General features: G+C 62.9%; 20 protein-coding genes and 2 tRNA genes. 15 read left to right on the top strand and 7 right to left on the bottom strand.

Going from position 1 to position 22146, the window contains the following annotated elements:
- Positions 1 to 101 precede the first annotated feature (101 nt).
- The gene (locus tag CKO23_RS01795; protein ID WP_200328032.1) at positions 102 to 533 is read right to left on the bottom strand and encodes a DUF1841 family protein; all 432 of its coding nucleotides are present in this window, start codon (positions 531 to 533) and stop codon (positions 102 to 104) included.
- Positions 534 to 662: 129 nt separating this feature from the next.
- The gene (nth, locus tag CKO23_RS01790; RefSeq protein WP_200328031.1) at positions 663 to 1307 is read right to left on the bottom strand and encodes an endonuclease III; all 645 of its coding nucleotides are present in this window, start codon (positions 1305 to 1307) and stop codon (positions 663 to 665) included.
- 154 nt (positions 1308 to 1461) lie between these two features.
- On the opposite strand from nth, the gene CKO23_RS01785 reads away from it, so the two are divergent.
- The 12 genes from CKO23_RS01785 (at position 1462) to CKO23_RS01730 (ending at position 12501) form a co-directional block, all read left to right on the top strand.
- Complete coding sequence (locus tag CKO23_RS01785; protein WP_200328030.1) at positions 1462 to 2244, top strand: lytic transglycosylase domain-containing protein; 783 nt, start codon at positions 1462 to 1464, stop codon at positions 2242 to 2244.
- Positions 2245 to 2410: 166 nt separating this feature from the next.
- The gene (locus tag CKO23_RS01780; protein ID WP_200328029.1) at positions 2411 to 2857 is read left to right on the top strand and encodes a hypothetical protein; all 447 of its coding nucleotides are present in this window, start codon (positions 2411 to 2413) and stop codon (positions 2855 to 2857) included.
- A 17-nt stretch (positions 2858 to 2874) separates the two neighbouring features.
- Entirely contained in the window at positions 2875 to 3576 is a 702-nt protein-coding gene (locus tag CKO23_RS01775; protein WP_200328028.1) for a hypothetical protein, read from the top strand.
- 212 nt (positions 3577 to 3788) lie between these two features.
- Positions 3789 to 6992, top strand: a complete 3204-nt coding sequence (locus CKO23_RS01770; RefSeq protein WP_200328027.1) for a site-specific DNA-methyltransferase — start codon at positions 3789 to 3791, stop codon at positions 6990 to 6992.
- Between the two features lie 23 nt (positions 6993 to 7015).
- Entirely contained in the window at positions 7016 to 7378 is a 363-nt protein-coding gene (locus CKO23_RS01765) for a type II toxin-antitoxin system MqsR family toxin (protein WP_200328026.1), read from the top strand.
- Positions 7375 to 7941 carry a type II toxin-antitoxin system MqsA family antitoxin gene (locus tag CKO23_RS01760; protein WP_200328025.1) on the top strand — a complete coding sequence of 189 codons (567 nt, stop codon included), beginning with the start codon at positions 7375 to 7377 and terminating at the stop codon, positions 7939 to 7941. Before CKO23_RS01765 ends, CKO23_RS01760 begins: the two co-directional genes overlap by 4 nt.
- On the top strand, positions 7923 to 8399 hold the full coding sequence (locus CKO23_RS25415; protein ID WP_242482152.1) for a hypothetical protein: 477 nt from the start codon (positions 7923 to 7925) through the stop codon (positions 8397 to 8399). Before CKO23_RS01760 ends, CKO23_RS25415 begins: the two co-directional genes overlap by 19 nt.
- Positions 8396 to 8707 carry a hypothetical protein gene (locus tag CKO23_RS01750; protein WP_200328024.1) on the top strand — a complete coding sequence of 104 codons (312 nt, stop codon included), beginning with the start codon at positions 8396 to 8398 and terminating at the stop codon, positions 8705 to 8707. Before CKO23_RS25415 ends, CKO23_RS01750 begins: the two co-directional genes overlap by 4 nt.
- 3 nt (positions 8708 to 8710) lie before the next feature.
- A complete protein-coding gene (locus CKO23_RS01745) occupies positions 8711 to 8968 on the top strand; it encodes a type II toxin-antitoxin system RelE family toxin (RefSeq protein ID WP_200328023.1) in 258 nt (85 codons plus the stop codon).
- Positions 8965 to 9321, top strand: a complete 357-nt coding sequence (locus tag CKO23_RS01740; RefSeq protein WP_200328022.1) for a helix-turn-helix domain-containing protein — start codon at positions 8965 to 8967, stop codon at positions 9319 to 9321. The genes CKO23_RS01745 and CKO23_RS01740 overlap by 4 nt, the downstream gene beginning before the upstream one ends.
- 57 nt (positions 9322 to 9378) lie before the next feature.
- Positions 9379 to 9600 carry a DUF2281 domain-containing protein gene (locus tag CKO23_RS01735; protein WP_200328021.1) on the top strand — a complete coding sequence of 74 codons (222 nt, stop codon included), beginning with the start codon at positions 9379 to 9381 and terminating at the stop codon, positions 9598 to 9600.
- 78 nt (positions 9601 to 9678) lie between these two features.
- Positions 9679 to 12501 (top strand): BPTD_3080 family restriction endonuclease, encoded by a 2823-nt coding sequence (locus CKO23_RS01730; RefSeq protein ID WP_200328020.1) that lies wholly within the window; start codon positions 9679 to 9681, stop codon positions 12499 to 12501.
- A 428-nt stretch (positions 12502 to 12929) separates the two neighbouring features.
- Here CKO23_RS01730 and CKO23_RS01725 read toward each other — a convergent pair.
- The 3 genes from CKO23_RS01725 to CKO23_RS01715 all read right to left on the bottom strand — a co-directional run bounded on the left by CKO23_RS01725 (position 12930) and on the right by CKO23_RS01715 (position 14543).
- A tRNA-Leu gene (locus CKO23_RS01725) sits at positions 12930 to 13016 on the bottom strand.
- A gap of 99 nt (positions 13017 to 13115) precedes the next feature.
- On the bottom strand, positions 13116 to 13559 hold the full coding sequence (locus tag CKO23_RS01720; RefSeq protein WP_200328019.1) for a tetratricopeptide repeat protein: 444 nt from the start codon (positions 13557 to 13559) through the stop codon (positions 13116 to 13118).
- Between the two features lie 120 nt (positions 13560 to 13679).
- Complete coding sequence (locus CKO23_RS01715; RefSeq protein ID WP_200328018.1) at positions 13680 to 14543, bottom strand: inositol monophosphatase family protein; 864 nt, start codon at positions 14541 to 14543, stop codon at positions 13680 to 13682.
- Positions 14544 to 14631: 88 nt separating this feature from the next.
- Here CKO23_RS01715 and CKO23_RS01710 point away from each other — a divergent pair, with 88 nt between their 5' ends.
- The 3 genes from CKO23_RS01710 (at position 14632) to CKO23_RS01700 (ending at position 17479) form a co-directional block, all read left to right on the top strand.
- Entirely contained in the window at positions 14632 to 16131 is a 1500-nt protein-coding gene (locus CKO23_RS01710; RefSeq protein WP_200328017.1) for a mannose-1-phosphate guanylyltransferase/mannose-6-phosphate isomerase, read from the top strand.
- A gap of 131 nt (positions 16132 to 16262) precedes the next feature.
- Positions 16263 to 17354, top strand: a complete 1092-nt coding sequence (gene ychF, locus CKO23_RS01705; RefSeq protein WP_200328016.1) for a redox-regulated ATPase YchF — start codon at positions 16263 to 16265, stop codon at positions 17352 to 17354.
- A gap of 48 nt (positions 17355 to 17402) precedes the next feature.
- Positions 17403 to 17479 (top strand) — tRNA-Met (locus tag CKO23_RS01700).
- Positions 17480 to 18290: 811 nt separating this feature from the next.
- On the opposite strand, the gene katG is transcribed toward CKO23_RS01700, so the two are convergent.
- Both katG and CKO23_RS01690 read right to left on the bottom strand, forming a co-directional pair.
- Positions 18291 to 20693, bottom strand: a complete 2403-nt coding sequence (gene katG / locus CKO23_RS01695) for a catalase/peroxidase HPI (protein WP_440870553.1) — start codon at positions 20691 to 20693, stop codon at positions 18291 to 18293.
- A 964-nt stretch (positions 20694 to 21657) separates the two neighbouring features.
- Positions 21658 to 21966, bottom strand: coding sequence for a hypothetical protein (locus CKO23_RS01690; RefSeq protein WP_242482151.1), 309 nt, complete (start codon positions 21964 to 21966; stop codon positions 21658 to 21660).
- Positions 21967 to 22146 lie beyond the last annotated feature (180 nt).

Here is a 22146-nt window from a genome sequence, read left to right as displayed (position 1 = left end):
GTGTAACAGGCACTTCACGCATCTGCCGTGACCGCCGGGTGAGGCGCTCGCGGGAGTGCGCTCTCGGCACTGAGCATGGAGCGCCGCCCTCGCAGCGGGCGTCAGGCGCGCCCGGCGCCTTTGATGCAGTCCAGGTAGGCCTGCTCGTCGAAAGCGCCCGAGCCCTGCTGGGTCATCCAAAGCATCTGCGTCAGACACTCCATGATGCGGTGATCCAGGCTGTGTTGGTCGCCGACCTCGCGCAGCAGGCTCTGGTAGAGCGCGCGAATGCCGCGCGGCTGGTCGATGCTCAGCTGCTCGATGACGGCCAGGTGCAGCCCTAGGTGGAAAAAGGGGTTGGGCTGCCCGAGGTCCACGCTGAAGTCCTGGTCCAGGCCGGCGTCACCGGCCTCCAGCACGCGCTGATACTCGGGGTGTCGTCTCACGAGTTCGGCGATCTGGTGCTCGAGTGGCTCGAGTGGCTCGCCGTTGGATGCTTTGCGCCATGCCTCGATGAAGACGCGGCGATGGCTCTGTCGATTTCCGGAAAACATGGTAGGGGCGGTCTCTCTCGCGCTGGGCTTGGTTGAGGTTGCGTGCCAGTGGTCACGGCGATGGATGCGTTGGCCGGTGTGGTTCGTCGATCCTGCCGCGCTGCGCGGCATGGCGATGCACGCCGGCTGTCACTGGGTCGTCAGGACGCCCCTGTCAGGGGCTTCGCAGAGATCGGCAATGATGCAGCCGCCGCAGCGTGGATTGCGGGCTGTACAGGTGTAGCGTCCGTGCAGGATGAGCCAGTGGTGGGCGTCTTTCCGGAACGCCTTGGGAACCTGGCGCTCGAGTCGTTGCTCGACGGCGAGCGGGGTGTGGCCGCGCGCGAGCCGCGTGCGATTGCAGACGCGGAAGATATGGGTGTCGACGGCGATCGTCGGCTCTCCGAACGCGGTATTCAGGACCACGTTGGCCGTCTTGCGCCCGACCCCGGGCAACGCCTCAAGCGCCGCGCGCTCGCGCGGAACCTCGCCGTGGTGCTCCTCGACGAGGGCGGCGCAGGTCTTGATGATGTTCTTCGCCTTGGTGTTGAACAGGCCGATGGTGCGGATGTGCGTCTTGAGGCCGTCCTCGCCGAGCGCCAGGATCATCGCCGGCGTGTTGGCGCGCGCGAAGAGCCCCGCCGTGGCCTTGTTGACGCTCTTGTCGGTGGCTTGCGCGGAGAGGATGACCGCGATCAGAAGCTCGAACGCCGAGTCGTAGACCAGCTCGGTCGTGGGCGTGGGATTGGCGTCGCGCAGCCGCGAGAAGATCAGGTGGCGTTTTTCAGCGTTCATCTATTGCATTGTATTTGAGACTATCGTTTGATGGGGATTGGCTGATTCAATGCTTGCGCGGCGCGCGTCGCGACCATGCTGCGTGGCGCCTGGCGGCACATGGCGGTGGACACGAGGCGACCTCGGGATCTTCAAACGAACGACAGCGATAGCAATGCGAAGAACCTTTTTGCTGCTGACTCTCCTGCCGCTGCTGGCCTGGGGCGGAGCCGAGCCAACCGAGACCAAGCCTGCGGCTACGGCCGAGGCGGCTGGCGGGGACCGGGTCGAGAAGCCCGCGGCGCGCCCCGCGCGACCCAAACCGCCAACCCGGGCGCGCCCGAGCCGCGCGGAGGTCGCCGCCATGATCGATCGCGTGGCGCGCCAATACGGTGTCGAGGCGTCACTGGTGCGCGCCGTCGTCGCGGCCGAGTCGAATTACAATGCCCACGCGGTCTCCGGCGCGGGCGCGGTCGGGCTGATGCAGCTGATGCCGCCAACGGCGGCCGACTACGGCGTGTACTCGGTCGATGCCTTGTTCGATGCCGAAACCAACCTCAGGGCGGGGACGCGGCACCTGAAGCGTCTCCTCAAGAAGTACGGCAACGACTATGGTCGCGTCATCATGGCCTACAACGCCGGAGAGGGCGTCGTGGACCGAACCAACAGTCGCGTCACCTATCTGGAGACGCTCAACTACACCGAGGCGGTCATCAAGAACTACCGCCGCCATGGCGGCAAGGCCCCGACGCAAGCCGCTCTGAGCCAGGTCTACGCCCTCAGGGGCGTTCGCAACACTGGGCAAGCGCGCCGGCTCATGAAGAAATACCTGGATCCTTCGCTCTTGTCACTAAAGGTCAAGCCAACGCTCGACGTGCATTTCCTGAATCCGTCGCTGCACGAGGTCGGGCCGGAGAGCAAGCCAATGTTCGAGCTGGATTCCAGCGCCTTACGTTGACAGCTGTGACGTCTATCATGGTCGCGAGAGTCTGCCAGTGGCAAAGTCGGCAAAAGCGCTATAGTAACCGGGTGGCCCTTGGGGCGTTGATGTAAGGCCGCGGAGGCCCCCACGGCCAGCTGCCTCGGGGTGGGTGCGAGATGACCGGCTACGGTAACCAACGAGTATGAATCAGACGCTGCAGAAATTGCGGGAGCTCGCTCAGGAGAGCGTCCTCTCCGCCGAGGATTCGCTGGTCAGGAAGCAGGAGGTCTTTGCGTCCTGCGCCGAGCTTGCGGCGCCGTTGATTCACGCCTTCAACGATGTCGAGAAGGAATTCGTCCGTATCTCCGTCATGCGCCAGATCTGGCCCTATGACTACGACCGGCGCGATGACCGGGTCTCCGGTCTGCTGGTCAACCTGGTCGGCCCCAGCGAGGCGCCGATCGGGCTGAAGCTCGCCGTGCCCCATGGTTTCGTGCAGTTCGAGGTCTCCCTCAGACCCGGCTCCCCGCCTGTCTTCACCTGCGTCAGAGATACCCACGGCCAGCGGCCCCTGGCCATGGATTTTCCGAACGCCGAGGCCTGGCTGGAATTCTTCTACAAATCCATCGCGGACCTGATCGAGCTCTGAGCCGATCGGGCGCGGCCATGCTCGATTTCCCGCTTTCGCTCGCGCTCTTCAACGTCCTGCCCGTCCTGCTGACCGGGGTGGCCATGTGGTTCATCGCCGCTTTCGTCGGTCGAACCAATGCCCCCGCATACCCGATGGTCCTGCTCGGCGGCGGGCTCGTGCTGGCCGGCGGCTTGTGCAAAGCGAGCTGGAAGCTGATCGCCGCCGCAACTGGTCAGGACATTCAACTGCTCGCCGTTGCCCTTTTCCCGCTGATGGCGCCGGGATTCCTCTTGCTGGCGATTGCGGTGTGGGGCGCCGCGCGCCAGTTGCGCGGACGCGAGCCCCTTAGTGCTTGGCGGTTGGCGCTTGGTCTATTGAGCGTAGTGCTGGCGGCCGTCGCCGTGCGGGAATGGGTGCTGGACATCCCGCGCGGCTGGTTCCTGCCGCTGTTGGTGAGTGTGAGCCTCGGGAATCTGGTGACAAGCATCCAGCTGATCGCCGCCTCGCTCTATCTGCGGCGGCGGACCGTCGCGGCGCTCTTCGCGCTCAACCTCGTCATGGTCTTCGCGCTCCCGCCCATCGCCATGGTTGCCGAGAAGACCCTGTCGCTGCATTGGCTCGAGCAGTCGCTCACGGCACTCGGTAGCGGCTGCCTGGCGCTCGCCGCCGTCCTGCTCTGGCGGGTTGTGCGCCGAGGCGCGCGGCCCGGCGAGGGCATCGTTTGGACCGGTTCTTAATGGCGTGTTGTGCCCAGGTGCCTCATGCTCATTGATGGCGCCAAGAAAAAGGGGCTAGGCTTTTGGCCTAACCCCTTGTTCTAACGATGGTACCGAGGGCCGGACTCGAACCGGCACGGGGTTGCTGCAATCTGATGGTATGGATTGGACTCGATTGATCGGCGGAGAGCAGCCGATCTGCAACGTGAACGCGGGAAGGGAGCAGGAGCGAGATGGCGCAAGAGCATGAACCAGAAGGCGCGAATGTCGATATCGCCGATCGACTGTTGGAACTCGTCCCGGATGACGGCACCGCCATCGGAAATCAGGCGCTCAAGAAAACCTTCGAACGAACGGCTGCGACGCTGAACATCCCCATCGATGCGACCACCTTCGAGCAAGCCAGGCAGACGTTGATTGACCGTGGGCTGTTGGTCAAAGGGCGCGGACGTGGCGGGACACTGCGGAGGGCGGCGCCGCTCCAGGATCAGGATTTCGATCTCAGTCCAACGCAATCACCACCACCAACGGCGGCGAGGCCAGGCAAACCACCGAAAAGCACCAGGAAAGCATCGCCGCGTCAGTCACCGACCGGAGTCGTTGCACCCGAGGTCATCAGTTACCGCCATACGGATACGCGCAAGAACAACCCCGAGGTCGGGGTTGTCAGTTCGGCCAACGACCCGGATACGGGGCCGACGCGCTGGCGCTATGACCCGCACCTCGATCCGGTGCTGCAATTCGACGTTGGGCGCGCGCGGATCGAGACCCTGATCGACGCGGCCCTGGCGAGCGACGACCAGGACAGCATGCGCGCGGCGCTGGAGGAATTGCGCCGCCTCTCCGCCCCCTATCTGAACTGGACAGGCAAGGCCGAGCGGACCAGCTTCGATGTGGAGACCGTCTCGCTGCATGTGCATGAGCGCATCGACCCCATGAGCATCCTGTCCGCCGTGCGCAAGCGGATGAAGGACGCCAAGGATGCCCGCCCGTTTCAGTCGGACCTGTTCGCCGCCCCCTTCGAGAACTTGCCGCTGCGCGATGCCATCGACTTCTACCGCCACGAAAAAGGCTGGTCGAACCGGTTCATCGCCGGCGATTCGTTGCTGGTCATGAACTCACTGCTCCAGAAAGAGGGCATGGCCGGGCAGGTCCAGATGATCTACATCGACCCGCCCTATGGCATCAAGTACGGCTCCAACTTCCAGCCCTTCACCAATCGCCGCGACGTGAAAGACAGGCAGGACCAGGATCTGACCCAGGAACCCGAGATGATCAAGGCGTTCCGGGATACCTGGGAGCTGGGGATCCATTCCTACCTGACCTATCTGCGCGATCGCCTGCTGCTGGCGCGGGATCTGCTGGCGGACTCGGGGAGCGTGTTCGTGCAGATTTCGGATGAGAATCTGCATCATGTGCGGGAGTTGATGGATGAGGTGTTTGGCTCCGCCAACGCAATGCCGACGATCACTTTTCGAAAGACAACCGGCGCTGGCAGCCCGAGTGGTTACGTCGAATCGGTTCCCCAAACTTGCGATTTCCTTGTGTGGTATGCAAAGAGTCGCAGCAACGCCAAACTTAACCGTCTATTTCTTCCCAAGAGTTTTGAGGAAGATAACAACTACGCCGCTGTGCAGTTGGCAGACGGCCGAAGGCGCGCCGTGAGAGCTGAAGATTTCTCTCCCGACAGTTCAACGGGAGCACGGCTGTTCGCACCAAATCCAATGACATCTCAGTCGGGAGGAGCGACGACGCAGTTCACATTCCCTTATTGCGGTGCCGAATTTCAGCCCGGAAAGGGCGGCTGGAAAACAAATGAAACCGGCCTAACTCGCTTGGGTTTGGCAAACCGCCTCGTCGGAATTGGCGCGACGCTACGCTTTATAAGATTCTCCGACGACTTTCCCTGCAAGCCAATCATTGACATCTGGGACGATACGAGACAAAGCGGCTTTGGTGAACAAAAAGTATATGCCGTCCAAACGTCGCCGAAGGTCATTGAACGCTGCCTCTTGATGGCCACCGACCCCGGCGACCTGATCCTGGATCCCACCTGCGGCTCCGGAACTTCCGCCTTTGTCGCAGAGAAATGGGGCCGGCGCTGGATCACCTGCGACACCTCCCGCGTGGCGCTGACCCTGGCCAAGCAGCGCCTGCTGACCGCGAGCTTCGACTATTACGCCCTGCGCTATCCGCACGAGGGACTGAAGGCCGGCTTCATCTACAAGACCGTCCCGCATGTCACCCTGAAGTCGATCGCGAACAATCCCGAGATCGACGAGATCCACGAGGCCATGCACCCGTCGATCGATGCGGCACTGGCGGCGCTGAACGCATCGCTGCGAACCCTGAATCTTGTCCCGGATGAGATGAAGGAGTGGGAGGTACCCTTCGATTTTCCGCCGGACTGGCCCGAGTCGGTCCGAGTCCCTTTCGATGCCTTCCATGCCGCGCGGCAGGCCATGCAGCGTCGGATGGATGCGTCCATCGCCGCCCATGCCGATCAGGAAACGCTCTACGATCAGCCCGCGCCGGACAAGGGCAAATTGCGGATCACCGGCCCCTTCTCGGTGGAGGCCGTGCCCTTTCCCACGGTGCTTTCGCTCGACGAGGCGCGACCACCCGAGGAGGCAGACGCCGCCGTGGCCCGCTCCGGCGAGTCGGCACGGCAGCATGAGTGGCGCGATGAACTGCTCAAGACCGGGGTACGCGGCAAGGGCGGTCAGGTGTTGGCCTTCGCCGAGCTGGAGACCCTGCCGGGCACCCGGCATCTGCACGTCAGCGGCACCCTGGCCGAGACCGGCGAGCGCGCCGTCGTGAGCTTCGGACCCGCGCATGCCGCGCTGGAGCAGCGTCAGGTGGAGCTGGCGCTGCGCGAGGCCGGGTCGCTGTTTCCGCTGCCGACCATGATCGTCTTCTGTGCCTTCGAGTTCGATCCGGAAGCCGCCAAGGATATCGACGCCATCTCGGGCATCACGGCACTCAAGGCGAAGATGAACGCCGATCTGCTGACGGAGGATCTGAAGAAAGGGCGCGCCAGCAACCAGAGCTTCTGGCTCATGGGTCAGCCCGATGTCGAGGTCCGCCAACGCCAGGACGGCCAATTCGAGGTCGAGGTGCGCGGGTTCGACTATTTCGATACCAAGAAGGGCGAGCTGGTGTCGGGTGGCACGTCCAAGATTGCCCTGTGGCTGCTGGATACCGACTATGACGAGCGCTCGCTCTATCCGCGTCAGGTCTTCTTCCCCATGGCGGGGGCAAAGGATGGCTGGCACAAGCTCAAGAAAAACATCCGCGCGGAGCTGAACGAGTCACTGCTGGATCAGTATCACGGCACCGTCTCGCTGCCGTTTCCGGCGGGCGAAAACCGCAAGATCGCGGTCAAGATCGTGGATGATCGCGGGATCGAGTCCCTGAAGGTTGCCCCCTTGGATTGATTTCAGCAAGCGGGATAACCATAATGGTTACGAAGAGCGACCAGGATCCCACCACAGAACGACGAAGCGAGGCAGAATATTCACTGTCCCGCGTTTGCGAACTGGCGAAACAGGGTTACGTCCGTTACGGCGGCAGGAACGTGCAGCGGGACATTGAGAACTTGTCCTATGCCCCGGAAGACGTGCAAAAGTGTCTCCAGCTTCTCACGGATTGCCACTTTCACCATGCCGAACGCTACGCACCGGGCGGGCCATGGCTTGACGTGTATCACGTTGCTTATCCTGGCCCAATGGGTGTCGTCGATGAGCTTTATGTCAAGCTGAAACTCGACCGAGACTGCATCCTCGTGGTCCTGGCGTCGTTCCACCGAGAGCGCTACCAATGAACGACAAGCAACCGATTTGCCCTTTGTGTGAGACGGGTGAGCTTTCCCCAATCACCTATGAGGATACCTTTCAGCATCATGGCGCCGATCTGGTCGTCAGCGAGCTGGAGGGCTATGAATGCCCTCTATGTGGCGCTGATCCAATTTTTGAGGATCAGATCCGGCGCAATCATCGCCGGATCATGGATGCCAAGCGTCGCGCCGATGGGTTGCTGACGAGCGATGAGATCCGGGCGCTGCGTGAGCGGCTCAAGTTAACTCAAAAGGACGCCGCCGAGTTCTTCGGTGGCGGCGCCAATGCCTTCTCGAAATATGAACGCGGCGACGTAGCGCAGAGTGTCGCCATGGATCGGCTACTGCGTCTTGTGGGCCGTTATCCTTCATTGCTCGCTGAATTAAAGCCTGGCGAAAGCACGACTGAATTAGCAGCGGTGAATGATCGGAGCGGATATAGCAACGGCGATCCTGTCCGGTTGCGTGGTACCGCGCACCAAGCGGCCGTTTGCCGAGAAGATGCGACTGTCGTTGAGAACGAATCGTGGCAATGGAAGCGCGCCGCGTGAAGCCTGAAACTGAAAACCTCATTCGCGAAGCAGCCGACGGCTTGCGACTACGGGATGTCATCCTTTACGAGTCCCGTTTGTTCCGCGAATGCGTTCTACCAGACGTAGAAGCTTTTGACGCCCTACAGCAGCACAAGCGAGGGGTCAGGTTTTCAATCGGCGAGCGCGAAAATGGCCAGACCCTGACCCATGAGCTTCATGTCCTAATTTCTCTCGGTGAGCGTGTGGTCGATAACGCCCCGGAGGATGATCCGCAAATTTATTTCGGGGTCGAGGCGGACTATCTGGTCGTTTATGACATGCTTCGAGAGGTGTCGGAAGAGGCGCTCAAGGCATTTGCGGATTTCAACGCGGTGCATAATGTCTGGCCATTCTGGCGCCAGCATGTCTTCGATCTCATCGGGCAAGCCCGTCTCACACCGCTTCAGATTCCCCTGTTCTCCGGAAACGGGCAGTGAGTAGCCCCAAATCGCTCATCCTCAATTCCCCCTTCGACCCGCCGACCCGGCATTGGGAACAGTCCGCTGACCGGACGCTGAAGCTCATCCCAGAGCGCCGCTCGGCGGGCTATGAACTCTATGACGTGCGCAATAACACCCGCCGCGTCGAGCGGCTGGATCTGGTCAACACCATCCGCAACCGGGTGGACACCTGGCGAACCGACGGTTATCCAGGAGTGACCAGTGTCACCCGTCGCCTGCTGGAGCATTGGCACGACCCTTCAGCCCGCGGGATCGAGTCCCTGAAGGTTGTCCCCTTGGATTGAGCTATGTTGGCGTTACGCTTTACCAAACAAGCTCAGAAAACCCTGCGCAAGATGCCGTCGGGGATTGCCACCCGGATGCGTGCGGAGTTAGGAACCATCGCCGTTGATCCGAGCGCCTATCGTGGCGACTGGAAGCCGCTCAAAGGTTCGGGCCTGTGGCGTCTGAGGGTGGGCGACTGGCGGGCCATTTGCGACCTGAGCAGCGGCGAACTGGTCTTACTGGTCGTCAAAATTGGCCCGAGAGGGGACGTGTATCAATGAACGTGCAAATCATCGAACTCGATGGCGCGCCGGCCCTGGCCGTGCTGCCGATTGCCGAATGGAATGCCCTGCTGGAACAACTGGAGGAGCTTCAGGATATCGCCGACGCCAAGGCGGCAATGACCGAGGAAACCTTCCCGGCGGAGTTTGTCGATCAACTGCTTGCCGGCGAGGTGCCGCTCAAGGTTTGGCGGGACTATCGCGGCTTGTCCTTGCAAGCCTTGGCTAAAGCGTGCGGCGTCACTGAGCAGATGTTGTCCATGATGGAAGACGGCAACGCCAATCCTTCCTCCGATCTGCTGGCACGACTGGCGCGGGCGCTCGACTGCGATATGGATGACCTGCACGACTGAGGCTCCGCAAGCCCCCTTGGGACGATGAGCACTCCCCCATCAGCAGAGGAACCGATGATGAACACGGCGGACCTGATTTATCAGGAAGCGAAAACATTGCCCGAGCACCTTGGCGCTGAAGTCCTCGACTTCATCGGGTATCTCCGAACTCGCCATCCAACCCCACCCGAACCAGTCGATCAGGCGGCGAAGCTCGCTGAACTGGAAGACTTCTTTTCACATTATCCGCGGATCCCGAAGAGTTTTAAATTTCAGCGGGAGGGGGCGAATGAGCGCTGAGTTCGTCGACACCAATTCGGAAGATTTGCAGCATAGCCAAGTGATTGACCATCGTTTGAGGGTGGTGAATCCATTCAAATGACCAACCCCAAATCGCTCATCATCAACTCCCCTTTCGACCCGCCGACCCGGCATTGGGAGCAGTCCGCCGACCGGACGCTGAAGCTCATCCCAGAGCGCCGCTCGGCGGGCTATGAACTCTACGACGTGCGCAATAACACCCGCCGCGTCGAGCGGCTGGATCTGGTCAACACCATCCGCAATCGGGTGGATACCTGGCGGAGCGACGGTTATCCGGGAGTGACCAGCGTCACCCGCCGCTTGCTGGAGCATTGGCACGACCCTTCAGCCCGCGACCATCCTTTCTACTACTGCCAGTTGGAGGCGATCGAGACCCTGATCTGGCTGATCGAGGCCACAGCGTCCTATCGGCAGGGCATCTACATCCCTGGCGATGGCGGACCCTGGCAGCGGCTGTGCTGCAAGATGGCCACGGGTTCCGGCAAGACCACTGTCATGGCCATGATCATCGCCTGGCAGGTGCTCAATGCGCTGACCTATCCCAAACGCAACAAGGACTTCGCGCGCTCCATCTTCCTGGTCGCGCCGGGCTTGACGGTCAAGAACCGGCTGCGGGTCTTGTATCCAGGCGAGCCGGACAACGATTACGACGCCTTCCGGATCTGCCCCTCGGAGGCGCTGCGCCAGCGACTCAACCAGGCGACGATCCTGGTCGAAAACTGGCATACCCTGATGCCGCTCAAGGGGGCGCAACGCTCTGTGGTGAAGAAGGGCCAGGAGAGTGACGAGGCATTCACCCGCCGCGTGCTGGGGAAGCTGGCGAGCGACAAGGATCTGCTGATCATCAACGATGAGGCGCACCATGCCTATCGGGTGCCCGCCGAGGCGAAGATCAGCAAGAAGCAGGCGGCGGAGCAAGGGATCGACCTGGATGAGGCGACCCGCTGGATCGAAGGGTTGGACCGCATCCACAAGACTCGCCGCATCCTGCGCTGTTTCGATCTCTCGGCCACTCCCTTTGCCCCCACCGGAAAGGCGAGCACCGAGGCCGGGCTGTTCGGCTGGATCGTCTCCGATTTCGGGCTCAACGACGCCATCGAGGCGGGTTTGGTGAAGACACCGCGCGTGGTGATTCGCGACGATGCCCTGCCCGACGCCAAGACCTATCGCTCCAAGCTCTATCACATTTACCGCGACCCGTCGGTTGCGGAGGACTTCAATCGCAAGGCGGAGCCGCACGAGGCACTGCCCAAGTTGGTGCAGGATGCCTATACCCTGCTGGGGGCCGACTGGCGAGAGGCGCGCCAGGACTGGCTTGACGCGGGGCATATCTCCCCGCCTGTCATGCTGACGGTCTGCAATCGCACCGAGACCGCCGCGCGGATCGAACAGTATTTCCGCCAGGGCGATGCCCATTGGCCAGAAATGCACGACCCCAATCGCCTGCTTCGGGTGGACTCCAGGGTGATGGAGAAGGCCGAGATCGGCGAGAACGCAGTCGCGGACAAGGATTATGAGGCGACCCTGAACAGTATCGTTAATGCCGCAGCCATTCCCGAGACGCGCAAGGAGCGCATGCGGACGCTGAAAAAGGAAGATCTGTTGCGCGAGATCGTCGACACCGTGGGCAAGCGCGGGGGTGCGGGTCAGGATCTTCAGAAGGTCATTTCTGTGGCCATGCTGTCGGAGGGCTGGGACGCCAAGAATGTCACCCACATTATGGGATTGCGCGCCTTTACCAGCCAATTGCTGTGCGAGCAGGTCATCGGGCGCGGATTGCGGCGCGTCGCCTACGACATGGAAGACATCGAGGGCGAGGATGGCGTGACCCGCCGGCTGTTCCAGCCGGAGTATGTCAACGTCTTCGGTGTGCCGCTCTCGATTTTTCAGGATGTCGGGGAAGGCGGGAAGCCACCGCCGCCACCGAAGAGCAGCACGCAAATCGAGTCCTTGCCGGAGCGCAACGACTTGGAGATCCGCTGGCCCAACCTGTTGCGGGTGGATACGGTCGTCAAGCCGGAGCTGGTCATCGACTGGGCGGCGGTCGAGCCACTGGTGCTGAATCCCGCCGAGACGATTATCAGCGCCGACATTGCGCCTGCTGTTGGCGGTGCCACGGACATGAGCAAGGTCCATGTCATCGATCTGGAAAAATTGCCCGAGGGGTTCCGATTACAGCGACTGACCTTTCTGGCGGCGCGCAAGGCGTTCGCTGAGATGGCGAGATCGTTTCACGGAACCAGGGACTATCTGACGTTGCAATTGATTCGACTGGTCGAGCAGTTCTTCGAATCTGACCGGTTGGAGATTCCCTCGCTGTTCCATCAAGAGCCGCTGCGCAGGCGGATCCTGTTCGCCTTGAACATTGATGTGATCGTCCAGCATTTGCTGCGGTATGTGAACGAGCAGAACGCGGAACGACTGGAGCCGGTGTTTGATGAAGAGTCGCCGATCGGGTCGACCCGCGAGATGCGGACCTGGTACACCACCAAACCCGTGACACCGACCACCAAATCGCAGATCAGCCACGCGATTTCCGATAGTACCTGGGAGCACTATACGGCCAACGTTTTGGAAACGAGCGAGTCGGTCAGTGCCTATGCCAAGAACGATCATCTCGGGTTCCAGGTGTTCTATCTCTGGAATGGCAGCCGCCGCCGCTTCGTGCCCGATTATCTGATTCGCTTACGCAACGGCATGATTTTGGTGCTGGAGATCAAAGGTCGGGACAGCGAACAGAACAGGGCAAAGCGGGCGGCGCTGGATGCCTGGGTGCGCACTGTCAATGCCAAGGGCGGTTTTGGTCGCTGGTGTTGGGATGTGGCGTTCGAGGCGGCAGCGGTTCATGACATTTTGATCCAGCGTGCTGGGGATTCTTGAGAACGGGCCGGATGCTTAGGCGATTTCCGGGAAACAACAGACCTGCAGCTCCGATCCCGTAGTAATCCCGTAGGATGGGCAAAGCCCTGGCGATGCGCTTCTTTCGGAGTGCCGAGGCTCGCGGGGCGTGCCCATCATCCCAGCTCGGCGTCTTGCAAGATGGGCACGTCCGTCTGGCGTCGAGGCAGGGCTCGAGTTCGGAGCGCGGACGTTGCCCATCCTACCGATCCGGATCTATGTGGGTAAGATCATTTCCGGAAATCGCCTTAACATCCGCGTTTTGCGAAACAGATTCACCACTCAACACTGTATGGGCCTCGTTCTGCTGCGCCCACTGCTTGGCGTCGGTCTTGCGGGGAAGTGAGCCACAGAGCATCGCGGGAAAGAAAAAGGGGCTAGGCTTTTAGCCTAACCCCTTGTTCTAACGATGGTACCGAGGGCCGGACTCGAACCGGCACGGGGTTGCCCCCGTCAGATTTTGAGTCTGATGCGTCTACCAATTTCGCCACCCCGGCAGCGTGGCCGTGCAGTATATCCAAGTCAGTACCCTGGTGGGTAGTAGATCTTTTTCCCGCTTACGATTGTCTGCCCGTGCCGCTTCCGTGCGCCTTGCGTCAGCGCTCGTCGAAGCCGGCGAGCCGATAGAGTCGGCGAGCCTCGTCCGGGTCCTTTTCGACACCATGACCCTCCTCGTACATCATCGCCAGGGTCGTGAGCGAACCCACCAGGCCTTGCTCCGCAGCCTTCTTGAACCATGCGATGGCCTTCTGCGGGTTCTTGTCGATGCACTCGCCCTCCATGTACATGAATGCCAGTCCATGCTGCGCCAGGCCGAGGCCGGCCTCTGCCGCATTCTTCATATAGGTGTAGGCCAGGAGCGGGTTCGGCAGCATGCCGAGGCCGTTCTGGGCCATGATGGCCATGCGGTACTGTGCCTCGACGTCGCCTCGCTCGGCGAGCGGCGACAGCAGCCCGGTGGCGCGCGAGAACTGTTTGGACTCAAACGCGGCGATGCCGCTGGCTAAATCCATGTCGAGACCGGCCTGGTCATCGCTCATTCGACTGCTCCTCAGGATGGCTGTTGGGGTATGTCGGTCGTTGGGTCCGCGCGGCACGTCCGCCATCGCCCGTAAGCGTTGGCGCAGTACCCCGTTCCTACGAGCCTGCTGGGGCTCCTGTCAGGTGGTTGGCTGACAGGGCTGTGACGACGGGCTGGATGGCTCGCCTTGCCCCTCAGTGGTATATGGCAGCCCCACGAAGTCAATCCAAGCGTCCAGGAGTCCCTGGTGCGCCGCCGCGATGGCGAGCCGAGGCTCCAGACTCAACGCGGCCGCGACCTCAACGCCGCCAGGCCCCAGGAGTCTGGAGGCGACGCCGGCCTCCGTTGCGATCAAGCGTCCGGCGGCGTAGTCCCAGAGCTTTTGACTGCCGTGAAGATAGAGCTGGAAGCGCCCGGACGCGATCCAACACCAGTCCAAGGCGACGGCTCCGAGGTTGCGCTGGGAGCCGAAGCCGCCGCCCCGGAAAAGCGCCGGCAGCGCGCTTGGCGGGAGGCGCTTCAAGTCGATCATGGCGAGGCAATCCGCGAGTCGCTCGGCGTCGGCGCTGGGGCGAATCGCGACCTCGTCGAGGAAGGCGCCTTGGCCTCTGGCGGCGACGAAGCATTCGTCCCGCACCGGGTCCAGCACCAGGCCAAGCACCGGCTCGCCACCCTCGATCAAGGCCAGGGAGATGGCGAAAAAGGGGAAGCCGCCGGCGTAATTGCTGGTTCCGTCCACGGGGTCGAGCGCCCAGATGGCGCGCTCGGAGGCGCGGAGGATGTCCGCCTGCTCCTCCTTGCTCATTTCCTCGCCCAGCACGGGAATGCCGGGGAAGTCGCGCGCCAGCGCGGCGGCGATCCGCCGCTGAGTGGCGAGGTCCGTTTCCGTGACCAGGCTGCCATCGGCCTTGCGGGTGGCGCGCGTCTCTTGCCAGCGCGGCATGATCTCGGCCGCCGCCGTTTCGCGCAGGAGTGTCGATAGGTGTCTGAGGTCGGTGTTCACGGCTGGCTCTTTGCGGGATTTGACCCTGGTCTGATGGGTTGGTCTAATTCGGCGCTTCGCACGCTCACTTTGGGATCGGGAATCTGCGATGTCATTGCAACCTGTCATTCTATCCGGTGGTTCTGGAACGCGGCTCTGGCCGCTGTCTCGCCAAGCCTACCCTAAGCAGTTTCTCCCGCTGACGAGCGAGCACACCATGCTCCAGGAGACCGTTCGGCGCATCGACGGCTTGTCGGAGGAACATCCGCGTCAGGCCATCGGGCAGCTCGACCCGCTGGTGGTCTGTAACGATGCCCATCGGTTTCTGGTTGCCGAGCAGTTCCGCCTGATCGAGCGTCGACCTGCGCGCATCCTGCTCGAGCCAAAGGGCCGCAACACCGCCCCCGCACTGAGCCTTGCGGCGCTGGCGGCCACGCAATCCGATGAGGACGCCGTGCTGCTCGTGATGCCGGCGGATCACACCATCCGCGATGAGCCGGCGTTTCGCTCAGCCGTCGCCGACGCCTACATGATCGCGCAAGAAGGCGCCGTCGTGACCTTCGGCATCGTGCCGAGCAAGCCGGAAACCGGCTATGGCTACATCCGCCAGGGCGCGCCCTATCCGATGGACGAGCTGACAGGCTCCGCCTACGGGCTGGCGGAGTTCGTCGAGAAGCCGGACGCCGAGACCGCTCAAGCCTATCTGGCGAGCGGCGAGTATCTCTGGAACAGCGGTATCTTCGTGCTCAAGGCGTCCTGTTGGCTCGCGCTCATCGAGCGCTTCCGTCCCGACATCGCGCGCGCCGTGGCCGCCGCCTTCGCGAGCGCCACGCTCGACGGGGATTTCATGCGCCTCGATGCCGAGCTCTTCTCCGCCTGTCCGAGCGATTCGATCGACTATGCCGTGATGGAGCGGCTCTCGTCTGCCAGTCAGGACCGGGCGGAGGATCTGCCGGCGGCCGTGGTGGTTCCGCTCGACGTTGGCTGGTCCGATGTCGGCGCCTGGTCGGCGCTCTGGGAGGTGCGTGAGCGCGACGCCACAGGCAACGTGCTGGACGGCGATGCCTTCGTGCATAATGCGACCGACAATCTGGTGGTCGCTCAGCATCGCATGGTGGCCGCGATCGGTGTGAGCAATCTCATCGTCGTCGAGACGCCGGATGCCGTGCTGGTCGCGAGCAAGGAGAGCGCGCAGGACGTCAAGGCAGTCACCCAGTTCCTGCAAAGCGAGCAGCGGAACGAGTACCTGCATCATCAGCGCGTTCATCGCCCTTGGGGCTCCTACGAGGCGATCGGCGCGGGTTCTCGCTACCAGGTCAAGCGGCTCGTCGTGCAGCCTGGTGAATCGCTCTCCTCGCAGATGCATCATCACCGCGCCGAGCATTGGGTCGTCGTCTCGGGCACCGCCCGGGTGACCTGCGAGGATCAGGCCTTTCTCCTCACCGAAAACCAGTCGACCTACATCCCCGTGGGTGCGACGCATCGGTTGGAGAACCCCGGCAGCATTCCGCTTGAGCTCATCGAGGTCCAGTCGGGAAGCTACTTGGGTGAAGACGACATCGTCCGCTTCGACGACCGCTACAACCGGGATACGACGGACCGGCACTGACCCTGCGCGCATCACCTGCGCTTGGAAGGGCTGAGTTGTCGATTTGACTCAGCTCCTCGGCGCTTCGTCGGCATGGCATCTCCGGGCAAGCGTCCTGTAGAATCCTAGGATTTTTCGAGCGGAACAACCCCATGGGATTCAAATGCGGTATCGTCGGCCTGCCAAACGTTGGCAAGTCGACACTCTTCAATGCCCTCACCAAGGCGGCCATCTCGGCAGAGAATTACCCCTTCTGCACCATCGATCCCAACGTCGGGGTGGTTCCGCTGCCTGACCCGCGCCTGGACGTCATTGCCGCTATCGCCAAGCCGCAGAAGGTTCTGCCGACGTCCATGCAGTTCGTCGACATCGCCGGGCTGGTGGCCGGAGCCTCCAAGGGCGAGGGCTTGGGAAACAAGTTCTTGGCGAACATCCGCGAGACCGATGCCATTGCCCATGTGGTGCGGTGTTTCGAAGATGACGACGTGATTCATGTCGCCGGCAAGATCGATCCCTTGGGCGATATCGAGGTCATCAATACCGAGCTGGCCCTGGCCGACCTGGAGTCGGTAACCAAGGCGCTCGACCGCGTGCAGCGCATGGTGAAGACCGGCGATAAGCAGGTTCTGGCGCGCAAGAACCTCCTCGAGCGCGTTCAAGAGCATCTGGATACTGGCAAGCCCGTGCGCGCCATGGGGCTCGGCGAGGATGCGTTGATGGAACTGCGCGATCTCTTCCTGCTCACGGCGAAACCGGCCATGTACATCGCCAACGTCGCGGAAGATGGCTTCAGCAAGAATCCGTACCTCGAGCGTGTCACGGCCCTCGCGGAAGAGGAGGGGGCGGCCGTGGTCGCTGTCTGTGCGGCGATCGAGGCGGAGATCGTGGAATTGGCCGATGAGGAGCGCAACGAGTTCCTGCTCGACCTGGGGCTGGAAGAGCCGGGACTGAACCGCGTCGTGCGCGCGGGGTATCGTCTGCTCGGGCTGGAAACCTACTTCACGGCAGGCCCGAAGGAAGTGCGGGCCTGGACGATTCCCGGCGGGGTCAAGGCACCCCAGGCCGCGAGCGTCATCCACACGGATTTCGAACGAGGCTTCATCAGGGCCGAGGTCATCGGCTACGAGGATTTCGTTGCCTGCAAGGGCGAGCAAGGCGCGAAAGAGGCCGGTAAGCTCAGATCCGAGGGCAAGGAATACGTCGTCAAGGACGGCGACATCATCCACTTCCGCTTCAACGTTTAGCGCCTATTGACGATCTTTAGCTCGAAAGCTAAAATCCTCGATCTTTCTGGCTACGTAGCTCAGTTGGTTAGAGCATCGCACTCATAATGCGAGGGTCCCCTGTTCGAGTCAGGGCGTAGCCACCACTTTTCGCACAGTGTTTTCAGTCGCTGCGCAACTCTGATCGAGTGACCGCCCAGGTCACTCGCTCGACGTCCTCCAGCAGTCTCGACAGGCAGCGCGTTGCGCTGAGTAGTGCGCTGCGATGTCGTGATGAGCATGCCCAAGGCTGGTCTTCCTCGCATCGAATGGCACCCCTACCGTCGCCAAACGCCCACCAGACGTATGTCCCAAATCGCGAAATCGGCTGTTGAGCTCGACTGAGCGACACGCGTATCTCCAGCTCTCGTCGTTTATGCGGTCAAACGGTCGAGGCCCTCCGTCTCGAACCCTTGTTCTGTTGCTCGATTACAGATCGCGCCATCGTGTTGCACAGAAAGTGTCGGCCCTGTTGCGGACTTGCAGCGCGTCGTGCATTGCCCTTACCGAGCTCTGGCTGCTTCTGTCGCTGCGTCAGGCTGCTCAGGGTGCCGGCGCTGCTCACCTGGAGGAGGCTGCAGGCGGAGAGGAACTCGGCGGCGTCGGTCTGTTGGCGCTCGCGCCCGGAGCGCGCGGCGCCTTCCTGTGCGGACTCGCCTTTGACTCTGGGGCCGAGCGTATTGATTGCTGATCTTCGTGCTCTCGGCTTGCATCTGTCGCGATGCCAGAGCAAGAGGGCGAAGATCCCAAGACCGGCCCGGCGCCGAAGGGAGTCGGGCGCGTTGGAAGTTGAAATGAGGAAAGGAGCAGGAACTGGCCGCGATTCCTTCGTGGCAACGCGACAGGGGCTCGCGGGCCAAGTCTCGATCCGGGTGCTCGAGCCGGGCTGAAGCCAGCCGCGACCCGAGCCGTTTCTTCCTAGCCTTGCTTCAGATCGAAGCGGTCGGCTGTCATTACCTTGGTCCATGCGGCGATGAAGTCTCGGATGAAGGCGTCGCCCCCATCCGCGGACGCATAAGCCTCGGCGACGGCACGCAGCTCCGCGTTCGATCCGAAGATTAGGTCCACCGGGGTCGCCGTCCACTTCAGCTCACCCGAGGCGCGGTCGCGCCCCTCGTAGATCCCCTCGGCGTCCGCCGATTTCGACCACTGGGTCGACATGGTGAGCAGATTGACGAAGAAGTCGTTGCTCAGCGTCCCGGGACGGTCCGTGAGCAAGCCATGCGTGGCACCGCCGGCATTGGCACCCAAGGCGCGCATGCCGCCGACCAGCGCGGTCATCTCGGGGACCGTCAGTCCCAGCAGGTCAGCGCGGTCGACCAGCATCTCAGCCGGCGACTGGCGGTTGCCGCTCTCGAAGTAGTTGCGAAAACCATCCGCCGTCGGTTCGAGGACGGCGAAGGATGCGACGTCGGTCTGCTCCTGGGTCGCATCCGCGCGACCGGGCTTGAATGGCACCTCCACCTGGTAGCCGCCGGCTTGCGCTGCCTGCTCGATGGCGACCGCGCCGCCGAGGACGATGAGGTCGGCGAGGGAGACCTGCTTGCCGCCGGTCGCCGAGCCGTTGAAGTCCTTCTGAATGCCTTCCAGTGTCTGCAGTACCCGCGCGAGTTCTGGCGGGTCGTTCACCGGCCAATCCTTCTGGGGGGCCAGGCGAATGCGCGCGCCGTTGGCACCTCCGCGCATGTCCGAGTCGCGATAGGTCGCGGCCGATGCCCAAGCGTTCCGCACCAGCTCAGCCGGCGACAGGCCGGAGTCGAGGATCTTCTGCTTGAGCCCAGCGATATCCGTCGCGTCGACCAGTTGGTAGTCGACCTGCGGGATCGGGTCCTGCCAGATCAGCATTTCATCGGGGACTTCGGAGCCGAGGTAGCGTGCGCGCGGTCCCATGTCGCGGTGCGTCAGCTTGAACCAGGCCTTGGCGAAGGCGAGCTCGAACTCCTCGGGATTCTCCAGGAAGCGCTTGGAGATCTCGCGGTAGCTCGGATCGAACTTCAGCGCCAGGTCCGTCGTGAACATCATTGGGGCGTGTCGCTTGCCCTGCACATGGGCGTCCGGGACCGTGTCGGCGCCCGCTCCGCCCTTGGGCGTCCACTGGATGGCACCGGCGGGGCTGCGGGTCTGCTCCCAGTCGAAGTTGAAGAGGTTCGTCAGGTAGAGCATCGTGAACTGCGTCGGCGCCTGGGTCCAGGCACCTTCCAGGCCGCTGCCGATGGTGTCCTCGGCATTGCCCTTACCGCACCTGTTGGCCCAACCGAAGCCCTGCTGCTCGATGGGTGCCGCCGCCGGCTCCGCAGCCACGCACTCGGACGGCTTGCCCGCGCCGTGGGTCTTGCCGAAGGTGTGTCCACCGGCGATCAGGGCAACGGTCTCTTCATCGTCCATGGCCATGCGGCCGAAGGCCACGCGGATCTGCTCGGCGGCCGCGAGCGGGTCCGGGTTGCCGCCAGGACCTTCCGGATTCACGTAGATGAGACCCATCTGCGTGGCGGCGAGGGGGTTCTCCAACTGCCCTTTTTCGTCGTAGCGCGCACGCCCCAACATGTCGGCTTCCGGGCCCCAATTGACGATCTCCGGCTCCCAGTCGTCCGCGCGGCCGCCGGCGAAGCCAAAGGTCTTGAAGCCCATGTCCTCCATGGCGACGGTGCCGGCTAGGACCATCAAGTCGCCCCAGGAGATGCTCCGGCCGTACTTCTGCTTGATCGGCCAGAGCAGGCGTCGCGCCTTGTCGAGGTTGACGTTGTCGGGCCAGCTATTGAGCGGGTCGAAACGCTGCTGGCCGCCGCCGGCGCCGCCGCGCCCGTCAGCCACCCGGTAGGTGCCGGCACTGTGCCAGGCCATGCGGATGAAGAGGGGGCCGTAGTGGCCGAAGTCGGCCGGCCACCAATCCTGGGAGGTGGTCATCATCGCCTTGAGGTCCTTCTTCACGGCCTCGAGATCCAGGCTGGCGAATGCCTTGGCGTAATCGAAGTGCTCGCCGTACGGATTGGACGCCGGGTCGTGGTCGCGCAACGGCTGGAGGTTGAGCTGATCGGGCCACCAGAACTGGTTGGACCTCGCCTGGCCGGACGCCATGGCGGCGGCCTGGGTCTCGGCCATGGCGGTCTCTTGACTCACCGCGGTCACAGCCGCGCCTTCCGCGCCGCCGACATCGGTGTGGCCGTGCTTGCGCGCCCAGTCGAAGGAGGGGAGCGAGAGACCAGGGGCCAGGGGTGGCGTGCTGGGTGGCTGGCTAGACTCGGTCTCGGCTTGGGCGACAAGGGTCGCGGGTGCGGTCAGAAGTGCGGCCATGATGGCGGCGGGGATGGCTGCTCGGCGCATTGATTGGTCTCCTCGTCATTGGTGAATCCACATGTCTCGCGTAAAGGCCGCGTTTTGCCCGCCTCTCCGGTGCTCCAGGGCCAATTCGCGGTCGGCACATGGAGAACACAGGGCGGGCTTGCATTCCCTTGAGTGAAGGATAGACCGCGTAAGAAGAAGGGTTCCAATGGGAAAGGCGAATCGTCGCGACAGGGACATGCAATCGATCGACGGACATCGCAGCAAGCCTGCGCCCTGGCGAGCGCTCAAGACATGGCGTCGAGGAGCCCGTCCGACGTGGAGGGCGAATCGAGGCAACTGAGAGCGAGGCCATGTCGTTCCGGTTTCGCGGCGCATCGCGGTTCTATGTCACGAAAACCGGGGCGCAAGGGATGTCTCTCCCTCATCGAACATGGGCATTCCGTGCGGTCACGCCTTGCGCAAGATCCAGCCGATCGCGGTCAGCGCAGCGCCGTCGAAGAGCAGGTTGACATCATCTTGTGCGCCAGATCGCCGGTCGCGCCGCAGACCACCAGGGCATCCGCTTGCATTGCACGGTTATCGCGCCTGTCCATTCAAACCTTCCGGTGGGGTGTTTCAATCCGCATGGAGCCGGAATAGGCCGGTGCCATGCGCCTTGACGGCCGCTTGGCCTCGACCAGCGGCCCAGTCCGTGGGAGCGCCGCCCCGGCGCGACGACCCCGGCCGCCCCCGTCGCGGCGGGGCGCCGCTCCCACCGACTCGGCGGCCGGCCCAAGGACGGAGCGCCACGCCGATGATCGCCGCCACTAGCAGCATCAGATCATTGACGATTCACAGCACGGCGCGCTGAACGTGTCTCTGACGCTCTGTGTCTCGCTCGCCACTGGGGCGCTCGGGTCGAGGTAGGTGTGCGCCCCGGCCGCTTACAGCCGGGCGCCGATTGCGATCTCCTGGCTTCCCTGATGGGCGGAAGGCGCGCCTTCATTCGACGTCGTCCGTCGGCTCACTCTGTCTCGCGCTGTCCGGGGTGCGCGCGCTCGCGCAAGTCCGTTTCGACGCCGTCAAGGGCCTCGCGGATGGCCGCCAGGATGAGGGTGTCCGAGCGATCCTGATCCATGTCGGGCACATCCCAGGCGAAGATCGAACGGTACTTCTCCACCAGGTGCTTCACGTCCGAGATGAGCTGATTGCGATGCGCGTCCAGCTCCAGTTGCTCCATCGTCGTCATGGGTGATTCCTCTTGGGATTGGGGGCCGACCATGTCGTCGGCGCCACTTGGGTTGCGGGCGCGTGTCAGCTCTCGCGCCCTCATGGTTCGGGTCTCCTGACATCAGAAGAGTATTCGCCAAACGGTCTCAACGGATACTGGCCGGCGCATGACATCGCCGTCATCCGTCCCGATCGCTGGCGGCGCGCACCGGCGATCCAGGCTCACAGGCGCCCGATCTGCTACCTTGGCGGAGCCGTCAGTCCAACCCTGCGCGGAGGTGCC

The organism is Thiocystis violacea (assembly GCF_016583565.1).
In the GTDB taxonomy this organism is placed as follows: domain Bacteria; phylum Pseudomonadota; class Gammaproteobacteria; order Chromatiales; family Chromatiaceae; genus Thiorhodococcus; species Thiorhodococcus violaceus_A.
Note: the sequence above shows the minus strand (reverse complement) of the source record. Positions and strands in the feature narration are given on the sequence as shown.